This window comes from Streptomyces sp. YGL11-2 (assembly GCF_050054615.1).
Taxonomy (GTDB): Bacteria; Actinomycetota; Actinomycetes; order Streptomycetales; family Streptomycetaceae; genus Streptomyces.
Genome location: NZ_JBNHIN010000005.1, coordinates 70983 through 91415 on the forward strand (window position 1 = coordinate 70983; position 20433 = coordinate 91415).

A 20433-nucleotide genomic window follows, 5' to 3' on the forward strand; every position below is an offset into this window, starting at 1 on the left:
GGCGGGCACCGGACCGCCCGCCGGCCGTCCCCGGAGATCGGCGCCTTCCGACCGCACGGCGAACCGCACGCCCTCCTCAACACCGCGTAGGCCGCTGCCCGTTGGCCCCGGATCCCGGCGGCCAGCGGCCAGCGGCCAGCGGCCAGCGGCCAGCGGCCAGCGGCCAGCGGCCAGCGGCCAGCGGCCAGCGGCCAGCGGCCAGCGCCCGGGAACCCCTCGCGGACGGGCCTGCCGGAAGCCGAGCCGGTCGCCGTGCAGGACAGCCACCCCGGCCCCAGCCCCGGCCCCGGCCCCGGCCCCGGCCCCGGCCCCGGCCAACCACAACGAACCGGCGCGGCGAACGGCATGGCACACCGCTTGGCATACGGCATGGCATACGGCATGGCGCACCACCGCCCGCCCGGCGGGGCGGGCGGCGGAGCACGTGAACTCCCCCGGTCTCCGCCGACCGCCCGTCCGTCAGGCACGATGTACCCACCATGGATCCCGCGCATCTCCTGACCCGAGCCCGCCGGCTCGCCGCCTCCGCGACCCCCGCCCGACGCCGCCTGCTCGGCATCACCGGCCCGCCGGGCGTCGGCAAATCCACCCTCGCCGCGCATCTGGCGGCGGAGCTGGCAGGCCAGGCCGTGCTCGTACCGATGGACGGATTCCACCTCGCCGAGGCTGAGTTGCGCCGCCTGGGGCGCGCCGACCGCAAGGGCGCACCCGACACCTTCGACCCCGCCGGATATGCGGCGCTGCTCGCCCGCCTGCGCGCGCGGGAGTCCGGCACCCCCGTCTACGCCCCGGCCTTCGACCGCCGCATCGAGGAGCCGATCGCCGGCAGCATCCCGGTGGCCCCGCACATCCCGCTCGTCATCACCGAGGGCAACTACCTCCTGCTCTACTCCGACCCCTGGGCACAGGTCCGCGAACTGCTCGACGAGGTCTGGTACATGGAGCTGGACACCCCGGAGCGGGTCCGCCGGCTCATCGCCCGCCATGAGCGCTTCGGCCGGCCGCGCACCGACGCCGAGCACTTCGTCCGCACCTCGGACGAGCCCAACGCCCGGCTGATCGCGACCACCCGCGAACGCGCCGACCTCGTCGTCACCTTCGCCCCCGACGAGGCGCCTCCGGCAGCGGGCGAATAACCCGCGCACCCGCCCCCCAGCGCCTCACCACCCCCTTCTCCCCTACCTCCCCCGCCTCCCCCATCCCACTCCGTCCCGCTCCGCCCCTCTCCCCCGCCCGCCGGACGCCATCAGTCCCAGCACCGACAGCGCGCCCCACCCCGCGGACACCGCCACCGCCTTCCGCCGCCGCCCGCGCCCCGGCAGGGTCAGGCCCAGCAGCGCGGCATCGCCGAAGTCGGCCGCGATCCGCAGACACGCGGCCGTGCGCAGCGCCGGCCCCTCGGGCGCCAGCACCATGGCCAGCCCGCTCGCCGCGTCCCGCCAGCCGACCGGCCGCAGAGAGGTCCGGGTCGCGACCGCCGTCCGCCCGCGCGCGTCCACCAGCCCCGAGGGGCGCGCCAGCACATCGGGCAGTGCCGTGACGGCCACTCCGTACACCGCCGTGGCCGCCCCCACCGCGCGCAGCACACCGACCTTCATCCGCCTCCCGCCTTCCTCTCGTCCCGTCAACTCCTTTCCTCAACTCCTTTCCTCGCCAACGACCTTCCCAAACGACATCAACGGTGTCATCATGACATCATGAGTGTCGATGAGGGGGGCACCACCGAGCAGTCGGGTGCCGAACAGTCGGGTGCGAAGCGGGCGGGTGCCAAGCAGGAGAATGCCGAGCCGGAGGGCACCGAGCAGGGACACGCCGGGCGGAAGGGCACCGGACCGGAGGGCGCGGGGCGCACGGACGCCGCCGAGCCCGCCGCCGTCGAGGACCTGCTGTACGGGGTCATCCGGCGCCTGTGGCCGCTGCACCGGACGATCGTGCGCGCCGTGGAGCGCGAGCTGCGGGGCACCGGCATGACCGCCGGCGAGCACGCCCTGCTCGACGCGCTGCGCACCCAAGGCCCCCGGACGGTCCCGCAGTTGGCGCGCTCGCTGGACCTGGACCGGCAGCCGGTGCAGCGCTGGGTGAACCACGCGGCGGATCTGGGCCTGGTGGTGACGGCCCCGAATCCCGCACACCGCCGCTCGTCCCTGATCCGGCTCACCGCCGAGGGCTCGGAGGTGATGCGCGGGATACAGGACTCGGAGGCGGCGGAACTGCGGCGCGGGCTGGCCGACCTGTCGCCGGCGGACGTCGGCACCGCACTGCGCGTACTCGACCGGCTCGGCGAGGAATTCCGGCACTTGGCGGACGGCTCGCACGTTCCCTCGGAGGAAAGCGGCAATCCCGATATCAGGGAATCCACCGACATAGATCCGACACAGGCGGCCGAATCCGCCCCGATCACCCCGCAACACCGAGCAGCCGCCCGCCCGTCCGCCTCCCTCTCCCACACAGAACGGCCCGGAGAATGACCCACGACTTCAGCGCCTGGTCCGAGATCGACAACGGCACCGTCCCGATCGACGACGGCGAGCTGTTCTACGAGACGGCCGGCACGGGTCCCGCGGTGGTGCTGCTGCACGGCGGAATGCTCGACCAGCACATGTGGGACGAGCAGTTCGCCTGGCTGGTCAACTCCGGTCTCCGCGTGATCCGCTACGACTCCCGCGGCCACGGCCTCTCCTCCACCGTGACCGGCGACTGGGCCAACCACGACGATCTGGCGGCCCTCCTGGACGCGCTCGACGTCCCGAGCGCCGTCCTCGTCGGCCTCTCCCACGGCTCCCGGGTCGCGCTCGACACCGCCCTGGCCCACCCGGACCGGGTCACCGCCCTCGCCCTCGCCGCCCCCGGGATCAGCGGCCGGGCCTTCACGGACCCGTTCGTCCTGGAGCACATCAAGGAGCAGGTCGCCGCGATCGGCGCACCGGACGGCGCGGAGCGCTACGTGGAGCACTTCCTGCGGATGTGGGTGGACGGGCCGCACCGCGCACCGTCCGCCGTGCACCCCGGCTTCCGCGAGCGGATGCGCGCCTCGGCGACCGCCAATGTCGAGGTGCATGCCGACGGCGTCGGCGCCGGCCTGCCCATCGAGGTGGGCGCCTTCGACCGGCTCGGCGAGATCCGGGTGCCGACGATCGTCCTCGACGGCGACCTCGACTCCTCCGACATATCCGCCAACGCCCATGCCATAGCGGTCACCGTTCCCGACGCCCGGAGGATTCGCATACCGGCCGCCGGCCACATGGTCAATCTGGAGAACTCCCCGCTCTTCGACCGCGAACTGCACGCCTTCCTGTCCTCCCTGGACTACTGAGGACTGCCGAGAACCGCCGAGAACCGCCGCGTATCGCCGAGGACGACCACAGCGCCGCCATCGACAACACCACTCGCAAGCTGACGACCGACGGCAAGCGGCTCGTGTCGGTGGGCTTCTGGTTCGCCCTCGGCCACTCCAGCGTGGTCATCGTGATGGCCGCTCTGGCGGCCGGCGGCGCCCGGCTCGCCGGCGCGCTGCTGAACGACTCGTCGCGCACCACCAGACCCCGGGCGCCGTCGGCACCACGATCTCGGGGACCTTCCTCCACCTCATCGCCGCGCTCAACCGCAGTGCGCTGGCGGGGATCTGGCGGGTCTTCCGCGGGATGCGCGAGGGCCGCTACGACGAGGCCGAGCTGGAAGCGCAGCTCGGCTCCGGCGGCTTCATGAACCGCTTCCTGGGGCGCTTCACCCGCTCCACCTCCCGCCCCGGCCAGACGTTCCCGCTCGGCTTCCCGGCGGTGCCGAGATCGTGTTCGACTACAGCGACCCGCCCAGCACCCTGCCGCCCGCCCAGCGCGCCGCACAAGCCGTCAGGGCGGCCCGTGTCGCTGCGCTGGGAGAACCGTGGCTGAGTTACTTCGAGGCCGACCAACTGGCGGCGGACCTCGGGGGATATCGGCTTCACGATGATCGAGGACCTGGGTCCGAGCGCCCTGGCCGCCCGCTATTTCGACGCCCCTGCCAACGCGCCACAGCGGCCAGGAGCCCACATCGTCCGCGCCGCAAGCTCCGCCACCAGGCAGCAGTGAAGCAAAGCAGCTGCCCACGGATTCCCAGAACACGCAGCCTGTCACACGTGCAGGTCCCGCTGCGGCTCACGCCAGGGGACGGTCGCCTTCTCATCCATAGCTCTGGACAGATCGGCCGGTTGGGGTCATAGAGGTCACTACGCGACCGCTGCCGGGTCGGACGGCCGGAGTCGGTCGGAAGGTCTCCTCCGGCGGGAACCACAACACACCGCTGCCTTCCCGTCCGCCGTCAACCCGCACGCAGTGGAACGGGTTTGGCCCCTGGCGTCCAGGTGGAGCGCGCCACTGTACGAACGACCTGGGCGCCACGGCCCGCGTCTGCTCGGCTCCGCCTGGGTCGATGGCGTACGCGGGAGGTAGCGGAACCTGCCACAGCCCTACGGACCGATCATGGCTGATTCGAGCCCTCCCCTCGCGGGCGTTACCTGTGCTGACCTGGAGACACGGTGGGTGCTCGGGGGGTGCGGATGGACGACCTGTCTGTGAATCGCTGGCAGAAGTACGGCAAGGATCGCCTGTACGTCAATCTGGGAGGACCGTGGGGCGAGGAAGTGGCGTGGGTCGACTGCAAGACCGGAAAATTCACCATCAAGATCCATGAGTATGAGTCGGCAGCGCGCGAAGCGATCGAAGAGTGGCGGCGCCGACAGCCCGCAAAGCCTGACCCCCCTCGTTCCTCCGAGCCGAAGCCTCATCCCCCCGAGCCGAAACCGCCTCGTCCCCCCGAGCCGAAGTCTCCTCGTGCGACACCGCGTTCAACGATCCCTTCCCTTCCTTCCCTGCCGCCACTGACACGGGACAACGATCTGGCCGGCAATCTTCCCGGTGCTGCCGTTGCCGACAAGGTGCGCCAAATCGAAGGTGAACGCAGTGCGTTCGTTCGCTGGGTGGCAAGGCGACTTCGACTTTCGCTGGGCGCTGACGACTGGCGTACCGGCTTGGTCGGTGAGCAGGTGGTCGGCGAATCGCTGGCGCGACTGAAGTCCCGTGGGTGGCAGGTCCTGCACGCGATCCAATGGCCGAGCGGCGCCGACATCGATCACTTGGCGATCGGGCCATCCGGCGTGTTCACGGTCAACGCCAAGCATCATCCGGGAGCGCGCGTCTGGGTGGGGGAGCGCATGATCCGTGTGAACAACCGGAGCACCGACCACCTGCGCATCGCCGCGGCAGAGGCGGAACGCGTGTCCAAGGTTCTTCGCCACTGGTGCGGTTGGCCGGTCCCCGTCCAACCGGTCATAGCGATCGTCGGGGCATCCCGCATCGACTTTGCCGGCGACCACGTGTCGGCCATCGTCGCGGACGGCCTCCACGTGGACGAGAAGTTGGCCTCTCTGCCCGTGGTTATCCCTGAACATCGGATCTCGTCCGCGTATGAAGCGGCGCGGCGGAAGGACATCTGGATGGCCGCGCAGAAGCGCCGCCGGAGCGACCGACAATCGTAAGCTTCCCTCCTCGTTGTGCGCCGGAGTCGCGGTGGCCCTGCGGCCTGGGAAAGCCGTGGGCTGGTGCTGACTTACGGCTTCGAGGCGCCGGATCGTAGCGGTCGATCGGTGGTGCAAGTGAAGGAGCCCCACCGATCCCGCTGAAGCGGCGGCCTCCCTTCCGGGAAATACGGAACCCCCAGGTTCATGACCCGGGGGTGCGGTGTGGTGCACGGCTCGCGGTCGCGGTAAGTCGTGGTCCGGCTTTGAGGGCGTTTGGCCGGCCAGGGCTTGCTGCCCGATGTTCTGGGCGAGACCGGTCAGTTCGTCGGGCGTCCAGCTCAGCCGACCGCTGCGCAGATCGTCTGTGACGGCGCGGATCCAGTCCAGTTCCGCGGAGGTCATCGCGCGCAGATACTCCTCTTCGAGCGTGGTCACCCGCGGCAGGCCGTGGACCTCCGTCTGCTCCGCCAAGGACCTGTCGTGCGCGTCAACGGTCCGCGCGAGGGCCGCGGCGCGCTGTTCCAGCGCGTCGAGGGCCTCCTCCGGGGCGAGCATGAGGACGAAGGACAGCGCGGCGGGGAACCGCGGGAACTCCTGCTTCGGGACGCCCAGCATCTCGTTGAGCCAGCCGCGCATGGCCGAGCGCCCCGCGTCGGTCAGCTCGTACACCGTCCGCTCGGGGTACTGCTGGTCGCGGCCGGTTTCCCGGACCGCGACCAGACCCGTGGCGGGCAGCCGGTCGATCGTCCGGTAGAGGCCCGCGCGCTGGCCGACATTGACGACCTGGTCCTTTCCCCACCGCTTGATCAATTTCTGGATTCCGTACGGGTGCAGCGGCTGGAAGTGCAGCAGGGCCAGCACCGTCAGGGCCAGCGGGGAGCGTTGGGAAGGGGTGCTCACGTCCGTACGCTACCCACCGCGAAACTAGTTGACACGAGACTAGTTGCACTGCAACTATCTATCCAACAGGAAAGTGCAGGCACCACCAGCGGACGGAGACCACGGAGATGACCACCACCAGCACGGAGACGACCGCCGCCACCGAGCGCATTCACGCCGACCACACCGTGACCAAGCGGCTGGGCAACTGGACCCGCGCCGGACACATCCAGGTGCGCGCCCGGCGGGGCCTGGCCGTGCTCGACCTGCGCTCCCCGGACCTGCCCGACGACATCGAGCTGCGCCTGGAACTCCAGGGCGCCACGGTCAAGTTGCTGGTGCCGGACGACGCCGTCGTCGAGCACTGGGACCTGCGCTGGACCGCCCGCGGCAAGGTCAAGGACGCGCAGGTCCGGACCGCCGACGCACCGGCCCTCGCCGGCACCCGTCGGATCCGCCTGGCCGGTGTCGCAACCGACAGCGAGGTCCGCGTGCACCGCGGCGGCATCGCGGTCCTCAGCGCCATGTGCTCCCGCGCCTATCTGGAGGACCTGCGGCTCGCCCACAGGACGGGCGGGCACCCGACCGTCGACGACCCGGCACGCTCGCACAGCCACTGAACATCCGACCCAGGCGCGGGAAAGGGCCAGAAACATGAGCGCGATCAGGACAGCGGCCGTCATCGGAGGCGGCATAGCCGGACCGGTAACGGCTCTCGCACTGCGCAGGGCGGGCATCGAGGCGACCGTCTACGAGGGCTACGAGAAGGCGGCGGACGGCCTCGGCGGCATGCTGATGGTCGCCCCGAACGGGCTCAACGCCCTCGAAGTCGTCGGTGTGGACAAGGGCTTGGCCGGTCAGCCGATCCACCGCATGGTGATGACCGACGGACGGGGCCGGCGGATGGGCGAGTTCGGCGGGCTGACGGGCCTGCCACCCAGCCAGGTGATGTGGCGGGCCGATCTGTACGGGGCGGTGCGCGAGCGGGCCGCCGCGGTGGGCGTACCGACCGTGTACGGCAAGCGGCTGGCCGGGGTCGAGGAAACCCCGGCGGGCGTCCTCGCCCAGTTCGCCGACGGGACCCAGGTGACCGCGGACGTGCTGGTCGGGGCCGACGGCATCCGGTCGACGGTCCGGCAGCTGATCGACCCGGCAGCGCCTGGCCCCCGGTACACCGGCCTGCTCGGTTTCGGCGCGTACTCGGAGGCGGAGGTCCCTCAGGCACGGCCGGACACCATGTACTTCGCTTTCGGCGAGCAGGCGTTTCTCGGCTACTGGCCGGTGCCCGGCGGAGGCACCGCCTGGTTCGGCAACCTGCCGTACGACGAGCCGCTCAGCGCGGAGCAGGCCCGTGCGACGCCGCCGGCCGCATGGATGCGGATCCTGCGGGAGAAGTACGCCGAGGACGTGCCCGGCCGCGATCTGCTCCGGGGCACCCGCGACGACGCACTCCTCACTTTCGGAGGGCTGGAGATCCTGCCTCCGGTGCCGAAGTGGCACCGCGGCCGGATGGTCCTGGTCGGCGACTCGGCCCACGCGCCGTCCTCCAGTTCCGGACAGGGCGCGTCCCTCGCGGTGGAGAGCGCGGTGCAGCTGGCGCGGTGTCTGCGGGACATCCCCGACGCGGGCGCGGCGTTCGCGACGTACGAGCAACTGAGGCGGGGCAGGGTGGAGAAGGTCGCGGCCCAGGCCGCGAAGACCAACAGCCAGAAGTCGATGGGGCCGGTGGCGACGAAGATCATGGCCTTGCTGATGCCGCTGGCGACGCGGACGTTCCTGACGCCGGAGAAGATGTTCGGCTGGACGCACCGGTACCGGATCGACTGGGACGCGCCCGTCGTGTCCGCCTGACGCCGCGTTCAAGGCGATCGATCGAGCCCCGGAACCTCAGCCGGTCCTTCGAGCCGATGGGGCAGACCGCGGGGCTGCCACGCATCCGGCTGCACGATGCCCGGCACGGCTGTGCGTCTTTGCTGTGCGTCTCCGCTGTTCACCGCCGGCGTCCCGCCGCGCGTCGTGATGGAGATCCTGGGTCACTCGCAGATCGCGGTGACCATGAACGTCTCCACCCATGTCTCGGAGGACGCGCGGCGGGAGGCGGTGAGGCACATGGACCGGCTCCCGAAGCGGCGACCCGCGTCCGGTTGATCGCCGTCGCTGATGTCCATTCCAGACGTCAAAGACCCCCCGCCATGATCGGCGAGGGGTCTTCTGACTGGTGGGCACAGACGGATTTGAACCGCCGACATCTGCTTTGTAAGTTCGATCAAGCGCGCTATCGACGTTTGCGGCTCTTTCCCGCGACCGAAATCGCAGTGCACCGCTGGTGCCTCACGTACGGCGGCGTCCGTCGGCGTTGCCGTCAATGACTGCCGTCAGAGCTGAGTGGCCGCTAGGTCACCGAGTACCTGGGCCTCGGAGGCTAAGTGAAGTCAGGTTTCGACAGTCTGAGCCTGGTCTCCGAACGGTAGGCGCTTCCACCTGAGGGCTTGTCAACGCGGAGGTCGTGGCCGCGCGGACGGGTCGGGGTTGCGGAGCACGCAGGGCAGCGGGATGGTGAATGAGAGGGCTCTGAGTTCTGAGCCGGGCCAGCCAGGTAGCTGTCTGTCGGCCCCCGGCCCCTCTTTCAGGTGAGCGATGCACACCCGCCCGGCTGTCTCCCGTTGGCGTGCTGGTCAGGCCGTATGCCCTCAGAGGTCTCTCGATCGACAAGGAGTCACGCATGACGGCGATTTCCGTGGCGTAAGCGCGGCTGCCGGATGGGCGTCCGCAGATCCTGGTCGTGAATACCAGTGCCCTGGTGTGGACCACATGGAAGGTGGACACGGAACCCGATGCGGGCTGGGCGGGCTAGACCAACTTCGGTGGCCTGCCCGGGGCCTGACTGCGCAACTCTGGATCTCGCGGCTCTGGATCGAAGCAGGACTGCGAGACAGGCCGTCCGGGGCCGGGTGTGCGTCGATGGGTGCCCCAGAGCGACCGATACGCACCTGGCCGTCTTCCGGCGGAGCGGGGGTTCGCAGGACTGTTCACTGCTTTCTCCATTGACAATCTACCGGCAACTCGACACGAGGAGTCACATCATGCCTGCGAATTCCGTGGCGTCAGCGAGACTGTCGGATCAGCGCCCGCAGATCTTCTGCGCGACCGTGGAAGGACTGTTCAGCAACTGGAAAGTCGACACGGACCCCAATGCGGCATGGTCCGGGTGGCAACAGTTCTCCGTGCCGCCTCAGGGTGGGCTGACGGTTGCCACTACATCTTTGACGGATGGCCGACCGCAGCTCCTGGCCGTCAATGGCATCGGCCAAGTGTGGACCACGTGGCAGTTGGGCCCCGACGCGCCATGGGGGGACTGGACCCAGTTCCCCCAGCTCGACAACATAGTCACCGTGGGTGCGGCGTCCCTTACGGACGCCCGACCACAGCTCCTGGCCGCCACCCGTTCAACAGTGTTCACCACCTGGAAGGTGGACACGGAACCCGACGCAGGTTGGGCGGACTGGACCGACTTCGATGGCCCGTCAGACGTTGCCTCTGTGGCGTCAGCCAACCTGACCGATTTTCGCCCGCAGATCTTCTGCGCGACAGGGAATGGATCGCTGCTCAGCAACTGGAAGGTAGACCCGGACCCCGATGCGGCATGGTCCGGGTGGCAACAGTTCACCGCGCCGCCAGGCGGTGCGATAGCGGTGGCGGGTATGTCCCTGATGGATGACCGACCACAGATTGTGGCCGTCAACACCGATGGTCAGGTGTGGACCACCTGGAAGGTGGACACGGAACCCGACGCAGCTTGGGCAGACTGGACCCAGTTCCCCCAGCCCGGATTCGCGTACACCGTGGGTGCGGCGAGACTTACGGATGGCCGCCCGCAGATCCAAGTCGCCACCGAGACGGGACTGTTCACCACCTGGAAGCTGGATACGGACCCTGACGCGGGCTGGGCGGACTGGACCAACTTCAATGGACCGCCCGGGGCCTGACGGCACCGAAAACCTGGACGGTACCCGCCTATTCGTCGGTGGCGAGCGGTTGCTGGATGAAGGAGCCGAGCTCGGTGATTGTCGCGACGGAACGGACGGCGCCGAACTCGCTCTCGTCGAGGGGGTGCTTTCGGTGTCAGTGCCAAGGAACAGGAGGAACTGGGCGTCGTCGCCTTCCTCATTGAGGAGTGAGGCGTTCTGGACGTCACCCGATCGTGCAGCAGACCCAAGCCCTACCGCGCTGGCCCGGGAATAGCGATGTGTAGCTGCTGGAGACCGTACAGAGCGGCATGGAACGCGGCCGCGATCTCACGCGCCTTTTTCTCACTTTCGATCTGCCACATGGAGATGTAGTCAGCCCCAACGTTGGCCTGCGTCACCGTGCCAGCGATCACCAACGCTTCAGCCGCAGCCCTCAGGACCGTCACCGCCTGCTCCGGGACGATGGGCTTGCTGCTGGCAAAGGCGTCGAGTTCCACCTTCCAGTGCCGTCCCTGACGAGCGATGCACACAAAGATCGCGTCATTGGTCTTGGCGCTTCTATAGGCCGCATGGTGGGCTTCCGGCTTGGTGCAGTCGGGGATGAGTGCAGCTTGGAGAGGCATTCCAGGCGTCGACATGCTCACATGGTCGCAGGCGCTCACGCCGTTAATCAGGCGAACGCTCATTCTTCACAGCCAACCCCGCATCGCCTGCCAGAGCACGTTGCCAATGCCCCAGAGCGTGAGGTGCCCCCCAGGCACGTTCGACCGCACCGGCGGCAATCGCCTGCCATGCGGCAAGGGTTGAAGCCCCGGCTCCTAGCTGCCGCCGACGAGTTGCCGCTTACCTTGCAGGGCAAACTCTCTCCGCTGAACATGGTGTTCGACCGACCATGTCGCCTACCTGCGACCAAGCTCGTCGTGAGACCCAGCTCATGCATCCAAGGGCGCACACGAACGCTCATGTGCGCCGACGTTGCGGTCACAAACTGCCGTCACCTCAACTGGCTGGTTGGTCGTCGTCGGACGTCGCCGAGCCCCTTCTCCGGCCCAGGGACGGCCCAGCACCGCCGAGAAAACGCAGCGGTCGTTGTCAGTGCGGTGATCTACGGTGTCGCTCATGGCTCCTTCTGAGATCACCCGAGCGGGCATCTTGCAGGCGATTACAGAGCATGACCAGCTCGGTCCGGAGGCGTTCCGGGACACCTACGGCTACCGCGCTGCGACCACGTACGTCCTCATCCATGAGGACCGGCAGTACGACTCCAAGGCCATAGCTGGCGTGGCCCACAAGTTCGACTTCGGAACCGCCCTCAAGCCCTCCGAGTTCAGCGGCGGTCTCAAGCATGCGGTGGCGTGGCTGAGGCGTGAGGGCTTCACAGTTGTCGAGCCACCGAAGTCGTTTCGACGGCGCGTGGGGGATGTACGGCCAGGGCGCAGTAAGTCTGGTGCGGCCCTGCATCGTCCGGTGCTTCTCCTGTGGGCGATCGGGCAGGCCGCGGCGGGGGCTCCCCGAATGCGGTCCTGGTCGACCGTTCGCGACGCAGTGGCGCCACTGCTGGAGAAGTACGCCCAGGTTGAAGATGGCGTGGACGCTGCCCGTTACCCCTTCTGGGCCCTCGTGCGTGACGACCTCTGGAACGTCGAGCACGGGCAGCAGCTCACTCTCACGAGCATGGGCCGGCGCCCGACGGTGGAGTCCTTGAACCGCACCGACCCGGACGGCGGACTTCCTGAGGAGGACTACGCACTTCTGCGCTCACATCCCGACGCAGCCGCGGAGGCTGCCGCCGGGCTGATCTTGCGCTACTTCCATCCCCTCCCCAAGGGGCTGTTGGAAGACTTTGGCCTTCATGGCCTGCTCGCCGGGAGATGGGCGGACGGCCTGCGCCCGCTGCTTGGGGAGACCTTCAAAGACCGGGATGCCATCTGGCGGGCCTACGGCGGTCAGAAGATGGCGGGGATCGGCTGCCTCGGTGACGGCATCCTCAGCGTCTTCTCGGACGAGAAAGGGCCCTATGCCGACGGACACATCCCGGACACGAACTGGATCGCGTACGTCGGCGACGGCCTCACAGGCGACCAGAAGATCATCGACGGCAACGAGCTTATGGCCGCTTACCAGTCTGATGGCCGCCCGCTGCGCTACTGGCACAAGCCGTATCAGGGTCAATTCAGCTTTGAGACCTGGGCCGTGATTGTGCAGCGCAGGCGGCGGTGGGGCGTTGGCGCCGACGGCGAGTGGCGTCGCGAGTTCCTTTGGGTGCTGGCCCCCGTGCCTTCCCCCGAGCGCGACACGTGGCCCTCCGAGGTCTTCAACGCGCTGGATACCGACAAGGGCTTCCTGCACGACGACACGGACGACTACCGTCCCGGCGACGTAGACCCCGAGGTCCGAGACACCTCCGAGAGCGACGAGGACGCGTACAAGCGCCTGGCCGCAAAGGCAGAAGCGAACGCCAAGCGACGCGGCCTGCTGAAGAAGCCAACGCTTGCCGACCGCTACGTGCGCGACCCCAGCGCTCGGGCCGCGGTCATAAGGCGCAGCAAGGGAAACTGCGAAAGCCCCGAGTGCGCCGGCCACCCCAAGGAACGAACCACCGCAGGCTTGCCGATCCTGCAGGTCGACCACGTACACGACCTCGGCAAGGGTGGGCCCGACGCTCCGTGGAACATGATTGCTCTCTGCCCGAACTGCCATGCCCTCAAGACCTACGGCGAGAACAAGGAAAAGCTTCGCCGGGTTCTCGCGGTCACGGCTAGGCGCCTGCACGATGGGGCGCTTCGCTAACGCTGCAGTGCACCACTGGTGCCTCACATACGGCCGTCTATCGATGTTGCCGTAAACGACTGCTGTCATGGCGGACCGGACGAACTCAGGCTATCCAGCCGTGGTCACGACCGCCCGGGCGAGGTCATCCATCGAAGTAACCACCGCTACGGCTCCAGCCGCGGCCAATGCCTCGTCTTTGCCGGGCTTGTTCGCGTACCCGATCGCCTCCATGCCAGCGGCGTGGGCGGCCTCGATGTCACGCACCGCATCACCGATGAAGATGCACTCGCCCGGTTTAGCGTCGGCTGCCCCCATGGCCGCGGCGAGGAGCCGGGGGGACGGCTTCATGGATTTCGGCTCACCTCTCACCCGTCCGAACTGACCGGCAACGAGCCGTTCGAGCCCGTGGGCACCCAGGTAACGTTCAATGGCGATCGTGGCGTTGTTGCTGACCATCCAGACGGAGCGCCCACTCGCCACACACGCCTCAAGAAAGTCCGAGCCACCCGGCGTGGGTCGCGCCATGTCGACGGCTTCCGCCTCCAACTGGGCCAATGCCTCGTCAGCCACGGACACCAAGTCTTCCCGCTCGTCAGCGATCCGACGAAGCATCGCCAGAGGGTCAGACTCCTCATGCCCTGGCGGTGGGCCATCAGGACCCGACAACAGCTCGACCATGCGCCGTGCGACATCGGCTGCCGGAAAACCCGCGAAAACCGAGCACACGGGGCCATCGAAGTCGAGGAGCACGTGCCGTACGGGAGCGAGGATGGAGACCAGTCCCTCCGGGGCCGCGCTCATGCCTCACGCTCGTACGCGATGGTGTTCCAGATGCTTTCGAACCACTTTGTGGACTGCTGGACGTACTGCGACCCCATGGACTCACCGTCAGGGCCTGCCGCGTGGTGGAACAGCGTGGCGTCCTTACCCGTGACGTCGTAGAAGGTGCGCGACTCACCCGCCACCTCCATGGTGCGCTCACGCAGCGGATAGAAGCCGAAGAACACGTCGCGGCGGTTGAGGATGTAGAGCTTGAACAGCGACGTGGCTCGGTAGACCTTCACGTTCACCGACGCCTTCTCCACTAGCCCGAGCTCGGCCAACACCTCAACCGAATGCTGGATGCCGGCCGCATTCGTCAGCGCGATGTCACGGGCCCTGTCGCGAAGTGCAGGATCGTCCGCAAGCCCATCGACCAGTGTCGGCACCGCCATGGGCGCCGTGGTGTCCGGCAGAAGAAGCCGAACCTCAATCGACTCGGGCCGGAGTCGACCAGCCCGGATCTTGTCGAGAGGTTCTTGCATAGCGCTGTGCAACGTCTCGCTGCTGAATCCGGCGAAGTCGACCGTGACGTGGGGGTCGGCGAACGCCATTTCCAGGTGCGGCCGGAGTCCGACCGGTCGCTCCGTGCGCTCGCGCACGAAGGAACCGGATCCCTTGCGGGTCACGATCAACCCTTCGTCCCTGAGCATGTCGAGCGCCCGGGTCACCGTTCCACGGGCCACCTCGAATCGCTTGGCCAGCTCGGGCCCTGATGGCAACTGCTTCCCGGGCTCGAACTTCTTCGTGAGGATTTCCGCGCGGAGCACGCTGCTGACCTGCAAGTACGGCGGGCGGTCGTCGTTCGGGTCGAGGCTCATGCCGCCATGCTACCCACTTGCCCAACCTGAGCGACCTCCCCAACCATCTTGACCTGCTTAAGCAGGTTGCCTATGTTGAACACGTCACCACCAAGGAAACGCGGAGGCGACCCGGAGGCCCTTCTTTGGGCTGCACGGATGCGTGATCGACGCCGCCCGGAGGGCCCCTGAAGAGGCTCGAAGGAAGCGGTCGTTCCTTGAGAACTGAACAGCGTGCCAAGTCGACGGGGTGCAAGTCCCCGTCCCCGCAACGGCCCGGGTGATGGCCGCCGGCGGCCACTTCGTGGCAGGTGAACCTGTCCTGTCCCGCGTATCAGCTCTGGAGAACAGCCCTGGAGGTCAACCCCTTGGCTGCCACCTGGTATGCGCCGCCCTGCTGGCGTCAGAGCAGCGACGATGACGCACCCGAAACCGGCTCGGGACCGGTGCCCCGTGGCAACGGCGCACCGGTTAAGCCGCGCTCTACCTGGCCTCGCAGTGCTGTGGTGCTGCGCCGGTTGCCTCCGCTGCTCGTCTCGTACGAGCAGCGCTGAGGGGAGCCGGAACATCCCTTCGCTTCCTAGGAGTCCTCATGCCTGCTGCTGCCACGTTCGCAGCTGCCTTCGCCGCCTTATACGTCGCTCACAGTGTGGGTGACCACTGGGTTCAGACCTCGCACCAGTCGGCCACCAAGGGCCTGCCTGGTTGGATCGGCCGCCTGGCCGATGCCCGGCACGCCGCCACCCTGACTGCCACCAAGCTCGCCGTACTCCTGCCCGTCGCCGCCCTGTTGGGCCTCAAGCTGTCGGCCCTCGGGCTGGTCGCCGGGATGAGCGTGGACGCGCTCACGCACTGGTGGGCGGACCGCCGCAGCACGCTGGCGTGGCTGGCCAAGGCCACCGGTAAGACCGAGTTCTACAACCTCGGCACCGCGAACCACCCCGCGCATCCGGTCACCGCCGACGGCAAGCCCGCCGCGCACCTCGGGACCGGTGCTTACGCGCTGGACCAGTCCTTTCACCACCTGTGGCTGCTGGTCGCCGCACTGCTCGTCGCAACCGTCTGACCAACCCCAAAACGGCGCGCGGCCCCGGGATGCACCCCGGGGCCGCTGTGGGCCGTCCCGCTGAAAGGACCACGACCCATGAGGATTCTCTCTCTCCATCTGCTGGCCGCAATCGACCAGGCCGAGAACGACCGTGAGCCGACGGCCGCGGAGCTGGACGCGATCGACATCGAGATGCCGCTCATCTCCGCGGAGGTCGAGTTGCTTGACGCGCAGATCACGACGCTGGACCGGACGCCGTCCGAGCTGGAAGAGCGGCGCATCCGCCGGGCTCGCAACCGGGTGCTGACCGCCCGGCGGGACCTGGCCAACCGCACCGTCGGTGCGACCCTGCCGGGGGGTGCGGCATGAACGAGCCGCTGACGCTGGACGGGCTGGCCGCACCACTGCGCGTGCTGCGGCTGCTGGCCGCTGACTTCGGACACTTGCCGGCCCCGAACGTCGACCTGTCCCACATCTACCCCGAACGACTGACCCTGCGGTTCCACGAGGGTCTGCACGCGTTCGAGGCATGGCGGGAGGCCCTTGCCGTGCCGCCGGAGAAGGTGACACACGACGTACAGGGCGACGGCACCACGCGCGTGCTGACGGCGTGGACCGACTACGCGGGCGCACACGTGCACCTGCACGGCTACACCGACGTGCCCACTGCGGACGGAGGTGCAGCATGAGCGCCAAGACCGCACTACCCGCCGTGGCGATGACGGCGGTGTCCATGGTCCTCACCCTGGCCGTGGTCGTGATGTGGCTGGGCACGGCGATGCCGTGGCCCGTCGCCCTGGTCGTCGGTCTGGGGATCGACGGAGGATGGCTGGCCACCCTCGCCTACGAACGCCGTCTCGCCGCGCAGGGCGACCACAACCGCATCGTGACCGCCGTCGGCTGGTCCTTCGGCCTCACCGCCGCTGGCGTCCTGGTCGCGCACGCGCTCACCGCTGAGAAGTTCGCCGGCGCGTGGCTGGCCGTCTCCTGGCTGCCGGTTGCGGCCAAGGCGCTGTGGCTGGTTCACGGGTTGTGGGAGCGGACCGCGCTCACCCCGGCCGCGCTCGGAGCGATCCGGGGTATCCAGCAAGAGGCGCGGGACGAAGCGGCCGTGTCCCGTGCCCGGCTACGGGCTGAGGCGGTCACCGAGGAGACCCGGCTGACGGCCGTGACGCAGGCCGGCGCCCGCGTCGCACGCGTCCAGGCGAGGACCGCTCAGACGCTGTCGCGGGCGTGGTCGACGCTGGAGACGGCGCGGGACGGCGAGGACACCGGCAGGGCGCTGACCAGCGTGACGGCTCGCGTCACGCCCGGCGTCACGCCCTGCTGGGAACTGCCCGTGTGGGGTCCCACGGAGCCCGTTGCGGCGCTCTCGCTGGACGCGGCGCCCGGGCTCACCGATCAAGCGTTGGCCGCGTTGGTCGACGAGATCCGTCACAGCGAGACCCCGGCGCTGTCCTACCGCGAGATGGCCAAGCGCTTCCGTGCGGCCGGCCACTCCGCCTCTGAGGTCCGCTTGCGGGCCGCATGGAACCGCGTGGCCGTGTGATGGGGGCGCTACCGGTGTTCCGGTGGCGCCTTGCCCCGGACGGATACGCCACCCGCCGCCAACTGCGGGCACGCGGCCTGCGCCCCGGCGGTCAGGACGTGGCCGCTCAGCTCGAACGGCCACGCCGCCGCCGGGGCCCGCTGGTCGCCTACCTCTACCGCGTCGACCGGGCCAAGCCGGTACGGCCAATGACGCCCGCCCGGTGGGCGGCACTGGCCAAAGCCAACGCCGCCCGCCGCACCTGCCCCGAGTGCCGCCGTGATGCCGGCTACGTCATCCCGCCCACGCTCGGCACCTGCGTGCCCTGCACCTACCCCGACCCCTCCGACTCCCTGAGGAGCACCTATTGAGCACCTCCGACATCCGCCGCCTGGACCGCGAGATACGGGCGACGACGAAGAAGCTCGAAGCGGTCCGCCGGGGCGAGTTGTGGCCGCTGAACGGCCGCGAACGCCGCGCGATGGCCCGTGCCGCGACCGGCGGCGCCTACCGGGCCGCACGCGGCCGGAGTACCGGCCGGGCCGAGGAGCAGATGGACGCCACTGGTTCCGCCGCGCAGATGCGGCTGACCGCGGAGCTGACCGCCCTGTACAGCGAGCGTCAGCGGCTCATCACCGAAGCCGCCCGCGCCAAGGCCCAGAAGAAGTCCTCCGGCTGGTGGTGACCAGCCAACCCCCCTCCGCCTTACGCCGGGGTGGCCGCCTCTTTCCACGGACACGGCCACCCCGGCTCTCCCTACTCCCGCCCCAAAAGGGGCAGTCAGGAGCCTTCCCATCATGGGTGACACCGTCGTTCACCTGCACAAGAACACCGAACCTCCGGCCGGCACGGCGCCCGTGACCACGCTCACGGTGGTGCCGGACCCGGCGCCGCCCGCGCCCGTGCCGCTGTGGGTGCGCTCCGGACGGGCCGTCCGGAGCGCCGTGACCGATGAGCGGACCGTGACAGCCGCGCGCGCCGTCGCCCGGCACAGCCTCTACGTCGCCGGCGGGGCAGGGATCGTGGCCCGCCGCACCTGGGACGGCCGTACCGGCGCCCGCTACGAGCGCATGCTCCGTGCCGCTGAGGCCGCCGGGAACTACGAGGTGGCCGAAGAGTGGGAGGAGCGGTTGCAGCGCTTCCGCGCCGCCCGCCACCACCGCCGTATGGACCTGCTCCACTCGCCCGTAGAGGCCGCCAAGGGTCTCGTGGTCGGCACCGGTATGGGCGTAGGGGTGCTGGTCGCGCTCGGGGTCGTCATGGCCCTCAACACCAAGCACCCGGCCGACGTGATCACACCGCTGAACGCGACCATCGACTTCATCGCCCTGCTCATCCGCATCGTGCAGGTCGTATGGGGTCCCGCCCTCACGATCGGCCCGTTCCTCGCCCTGCTCGCCCTGTGGGCCGTCGGCAGCAAGCGGCAGGCCGCACCGAAGTGGGCGCTTCCTGCCAACGTCCGCTCCGGGGAGGGTGAGCCGATCACCCCGTCGATCGTGGTCAAGGCCCTGAGGGACCTCGGGGTCCCCGCGCTGCGCAACGCCATCAAGGAGATGGGCGACTCCGGCGCCTCGATGCTGTCCCCGATCACCATCGCCGGGTGCGGCGTCGAGGTCGACGTCACCTTGCCCTCCGGGGTGTCGACGATCGAGGTGCAAAACCGGCGCAGGAAGCTGGCGGAGAACCTGACCCGCCACGAACACGAGGTGTTCATCACCATCCCGGCCGCGGCCCGCACGGTGCGGCTGTGGATCGCCGACTCCGGCGCGCTGGACGAGCCGATCGGCCCCTCTCCGCTGGTCACCGACGAGACACTGACCGCCAACTACAAGACGGGGAAGGCTCCGTGGGGGCAGGACCTGCGAGGGGACGCCGCTGAGCTGAGCCTGTACCAGCGCCACCTGCTCATCACCGGCCGCTCCAACCAAGGCAAGACCGCCTCCCTGCGCTCCCTCGCTCTGTGGCTGGCGCTGGACCGGTCCGTTCAGTTCTGGCTCGGCGACCTCAAGGGCGTCGGGGACTGGGCCATGTTCGACGGCATCGCCGACGTCCTCATCCAGGGACCGTCCGACGACCACGTCATCCAGGTCACCGAGATGGCGGAGGACGCCGTCGACGAGATGAACCGCCGCATCGAGGTGCGCCGCACCGACCCGGCCGCGACGTTCCCGCCGCTCATCGTGATCGTGGACGAAGCGCAGGTGGCGTTCATGTGCCCCGCCGTCGACGAACAGAAGCGGCCCTACGGCGGCGCCAAGGCCACCTCCCGGTTCTTCATGGCCGTCCGCAAGGTCAACAACCAGGGGCGTGCGGTCGACGTGCTGATGTGGCTGGGCACCCAGGACCCCACCGACCAGAACCTTCCCAAACTGGTCCGCGAAGGCGCCCACACCCGCGCCTCCCTCGTACTGGGCACCGAGTCGCAGTCGCGCATGGCGCTGGGCGACAAGGCCGTTGACGACGGCGCGGCCCCTCACCTGCTGCGGCAGGGGCTGGACAAGGGCACCCTGGTCGTCGCCTCCGACGGCATCGAGATGCCCAAGGGACAGTCGTCCATCACGGTGCGCACGCACTTCATCGACGACGACCCGGCCGCCGAGATCGCCGACCGCGCCAAGGCCCTGCGCGACGGCGTCACCACCCTGCACACCATCGACCGCGGCGAGCAGCGTGACCCGCTCGCCGACATCGCCACCGTGCTGCGCAACGACGCCCGCGTACGTACACAGGAGGTCATCACGCGGCTGGTCGCGCTGAACGAGGACGCCTACAGCAAGTGGTCGTTCATCGACCTCAAGCGCGTCCTGGACGACGCAGGAGCCGAACCGTACAAGTCCGACGGCCGCATGGTCGTCGCTCGCGACCGCGTCACCGCCGCCCTCGCCAACCGCGACGGCGACGATTCCGCTTCCGCCTCCGAGTAGAGGGAGGCGCGCCCGCGCGGGTCAGGGAGGCAGGGAGATCTCCCTGAACCCCTCCCTGACCCGCCTCCCTGGCCCTGACCAGCACAAATGATTGTTCAGGGAGGCAGGGAGGCACGCAGGTCACTGCCCCCGAAACCCCCTCCAGAAGCCTCCCGGCAGGGGGTGTTCCCGCCTCCCTGACCAACGTTCCGAAGGGATTCC

At 69.1% G+C, this 20433-nt stretch carries 21 protein-coding genes and 2 pseudogenes; 17 read left to right on the top strand and 6 right to left on the bottom strand.

Annotated features, from left to right (window positions below; all coding sequences use genetic code 11):
• Positions 1-479 precede the first annotated feature (479 nt).
• Positions 480-1136, top strand: coding sequence for a nucleoside/nucleotide kinase family protein (locus tag ACO1BR_RS08030; RefSeq protein WP_426794330.1), 657 nt, complete (start codon positions 480-482; stop codon positions 1134-1136).
• Between the two features lie 42 nt (positions 1137-1178).
• Here the strand turns inward: ACO1BR_RS08030 and ACO1BR_RS08035 are convergent, their stop codons facing one another.
• Positions 1179-1598, bottom strand: a complete 420-nt coding sequence (locus ACO1BR_RS08035; RefSeq protein ID WP_426794331.1) for a hypothetical protein — start codon at positions 1596-1598, stop codon at positions 1179-1181.
• 99 nt (positions 1599-1697) lie between these two features.
• On the opposite strand from ACO1BR_RS08035, the gene ACO1BR_RS08040 reads away from it, so the two are divergent.
• From ACO1BR_RS08040 to ACO1BR_RS08060, 5 genes and pseudogenes are all read left to right on the top strand, one after another.
• On the top strand, positions 1698-2468 hold the full coding sequence (locus ACO1BR_RS08040; protein ID WP_426794332.1) for a MarR family winged helix-turn-helix transcriptional regulator: 771 nt from the start codon (positions 1698-1700) through the stop codon (positions 2466-2468).
• Positions 2465-3313: an alpha/beta fold hydrolase gene (locus tag ACO1BR_RS08045; RefSeq protein ID WP_426794333.1), complete on the top strand. Its 849-nt coding sequence runs from the start codon at positions 2465-2467 to the stop codon at positions 3311-3313. Before ACO1BR_RS08040 ends, ACO1BR_RS08045 begins: the two co-directional genes overlap by 4 nt.
• Positions 3314-3357: 44 nt before the next feature.
• Positions 3358-3770, top strand: a pseudogene (locus ACO1BR_RS08050) (HoxN/HupN/NixA family nickel/cobalt transporter); the annotation flags it as partial.
• A 174-nt stretch (positions 3771-3944) separates the two neighbouring features.
• A complete protein-coding gene (locus ACO1BR_RS08055) occupies positions 3945-4067 on the top strand; it encodes a hypothetical protein (RefSeq protein ID WP_426794334.1) in 123 nt (40 codons plus the stop codon).
• A 467-nt stretch (positions 4068-4534) separates the two neighbouring features.
• On the top strand, positions 4535-5512 hold the full coding sequence (locus ACO1BR_RS08060; protein WP_426794502.1) for a nuclease-related domain-containing protein: 978 nt from the start codon (positions 4535-4537) through the stop codon (positions 5510-5512).
• Between the two features lie 672 nt (positions 5513-6184).
• Here the strand turns inward: ACO1BR_RS08060 and ACO1BR_RS08065 are convergent.
• Positions 6185-6394: pseudogene (locus tag ACO1BR_RS08065) on the bottom strand (PadR family transcriptional regulator); the annotation flags it as partial.
• A gap of 107 nt (positions 6395-6501) precedes the next feature.
• Here ACO1BR_RS08065 and ACO1BR_RS08070 point away from each other — a divergent pair.
• Entirely contained in the window at positions 6502-6993 is a 492-nt protein-coding gene (locus ACO1BR_RS08070; protein ID WP_426794335.1) for a hypothetical protein, read from the top strand.
• 34 nt (positions 6994-7027) lie between these two features.
• A complete protein-coding gene (locus ACO1BR_RS08075) occupies positions 7028-8224 on the top strand; it encodes an FAD-dependent oxidoreductase (RefSeq protein ID WP_426794336.1) in 1197 nt (398 codons plus the stop codon).
• Positions 8225-8406: 182 nt separating this feature from the next.
• Here the strand turns inward: ACO1BR_RS08075 and ACO1BR_RS08080 are convergent, their stop codons facing one another.
• Positions 8407-8541: a hypothetical protein gene (locus tag ACO1BR_RS08080; RefSeq protein ID WP_426794337.1), complete on the bottom strand. Its 135-nt coding sequence runs from the start codon at positions 8539-8541 to the stop codon at positions 8407-8409.
• A 915-nt stretch (positions 8542-9456) separates the two neighbouring features.
• Here ACO1BR_RS08080 and ACO1BR_RS08085 point away from each other — a divergent pair.
• Positions 9457-10359 carry a hypothetical protein gene (locus ACO1BR_RS08085; protein ID WP_426794338.1) on the top strand — a complete coding sequence of 301 codons (903 nt, stop codon included), beginning with the start codon at positions 9457-9459 and terminating at the stop codon, positions 10357-10359.
• A gap of 233 nt (positions 10360-10592) precedes the next feature.
• On the opposite strand, the gene ACO1BR_RS08090 is transcribed toward ACO1BR_RS08085, so the two are convergent.
• The gene (locus ACO1BR_RS08090; protein WP_426794339.1) at positions 10593-11027 is read right to left on the bottom strand and encodes a hypothetical protein; all 435 of its coding nucleotides are present in this window, start codon (positions 11025-11027) and stop codon (positions 10593-10595) included.
• Between the two features lie 433 nt (positions 11028-11460).
• On the opposite strand from ACO1BR_RS08090, the gene ACO1BR_RS08095 reads away from it, so the two are divergent.
• Positions 11461-13131 carry an HNH endonuclease gene (locus ACO1BR_RS08095; protein ID WP_426794340.1) on the top strand — a complete coding sequence of 557 codons (1671 nt, stop codon included), beginning with the start codon at positions 11461-11463 and terminating at the stop codon, positions 13129-13131.
• Positions 13132-13221: 90 nt separating this feature from the next.
• Here the strand turns inward: ACO1BR_RS08095 and ACO1BR_RS08100 are convergent, their stop codons facing one another.
• Both ACO1BR_RS08100 and ACO1BR_RS08105 read right to left on the bottom strand, forming a co-directional pair.
• Positions 13222-13863, bottom strand: a complete 642-nt coding sequence (locus ACO1BR_RS08100; RefSeq protein ID WP_426794341.1) for an HAD family hydrolase — start codon at positions 13861-13863, stop codon at positions 13222-13224.
• Between the two features lie 47 nt (positions 13864-13910).
• Positions 13911-14753 (bottom strand): GntR family transcriptional regulator, encoded by an 843-nt coding sequence (locus ACO1BR_RS08105; protein ID WP_426794342.1) that lies wholly within the window; start codon positions 14751-14753, stop codon positions 13911-13913.
• A gap of 571 nt (positions 14754-15324) precedes the next feature.
• Between ACO1BR_RS08105 and ACO1BR_RS08110 the strand changes: the two genes are divergently transcribed.
• The 7 genes from ACO1BR_RS08110 to ACO1BR_RS08140 all read left to right on the top strand — a co-directional run bounded on the left by ACO1BR_RS08110 (position 15325) and on the right by ACO1BR_RS08140 (position 20232).
• Positions 15325-15798 (top strand): transcriptional regulator, encoded by a 474-nt coding sequence (locus ACO1BR_RS08110; RefSeq protein WP_426794343.1) that lies wholly within the window; start codon positions 15325-15327, stop codon positions 15796-15798.
• A gap of 78 nt (positions 15799-15876) precedes the next feature.
• The gene (locus tag ACO1BR_RS08115; RefSeq protein ID WP_426794344.1) at positions 15877-16149 is read left to right on the top strand and encodes a DUF6284 family protein; all 273 of its coding nucleotides are present in this window, start codon (positions 15877-15879) and stop codon (positions 16147-16149) included.
• Positions 16146-16469 (top strand): hypothetical protein, encoded by a 324-nt coding sequence (locus ACO1BR_RS08120; RefSeq protein ID WP_426794345.1) that lies wholly within the window; start codon positions 16146-16148, stop codon positions 16467-16469. The genes ACO1BR_RS08115 and ACO1BR_RS08120 overlap by 4 nt, the downstream gene beginning before the upstream one ends.
• Positions 16466-17329: a protein spdB gene (locus ACO1BR_RS08125; protein WP_426794346.1), complete on the top strand. Its 864-nt coding sequence runs from the start codon at positions 16466-16468 to the stop codon at positions 17327-17329. The genes ACO1BR_RS08120 and ACO1BR_RS08125 overlap by 4 nt, the downstream gene beginning before the upstream one ends.
• Positions 17329-17679, top strand: a complete 351-nt coding sequence (locus tag ACO1BR_RS08130; RefSeq protein WP_426794503.1) for an RRQRL motif-containing zinc-binding protein — start codon at positions 17329-17331, stop codon at positions 17677-17679. Before ACO1BR_RS08125 ends, ACO1BR_RS08130 begins: the two co-directional genes overlap by 1 nt.
• The gene (locus ACO1BR_RS08135; RefSeq protein WP_426794347.1) at positions 17676-17993 is read left to right on the top strand and encodes a hypothetical protein; all 318 of its coding nucleotides are present in this window, start codon (positions 17676-17678) and stop codon (positions 17991-17993) included. Before ACO1BR_RS08130 ends, ACO1BR_RS08135 begins: the two co-directional genes overlap by 4 nt.
• Positions 17994-18105: 112 nt before the next feature.
• Positions 18106-20232: an FtsK/SpoIIIE domain-containing protein gene (locus ACO1BR_RS08140; RefSeq protein WP_426794348.1), complete on the top strand. Its 2127-nt coding sequence runs from the start codon at positions 18106-18108 to the stop codon at positions 20230-20232.
• The last annotated feature ends 201 nt before the right edge of the window (positions 20233-20433 follow it).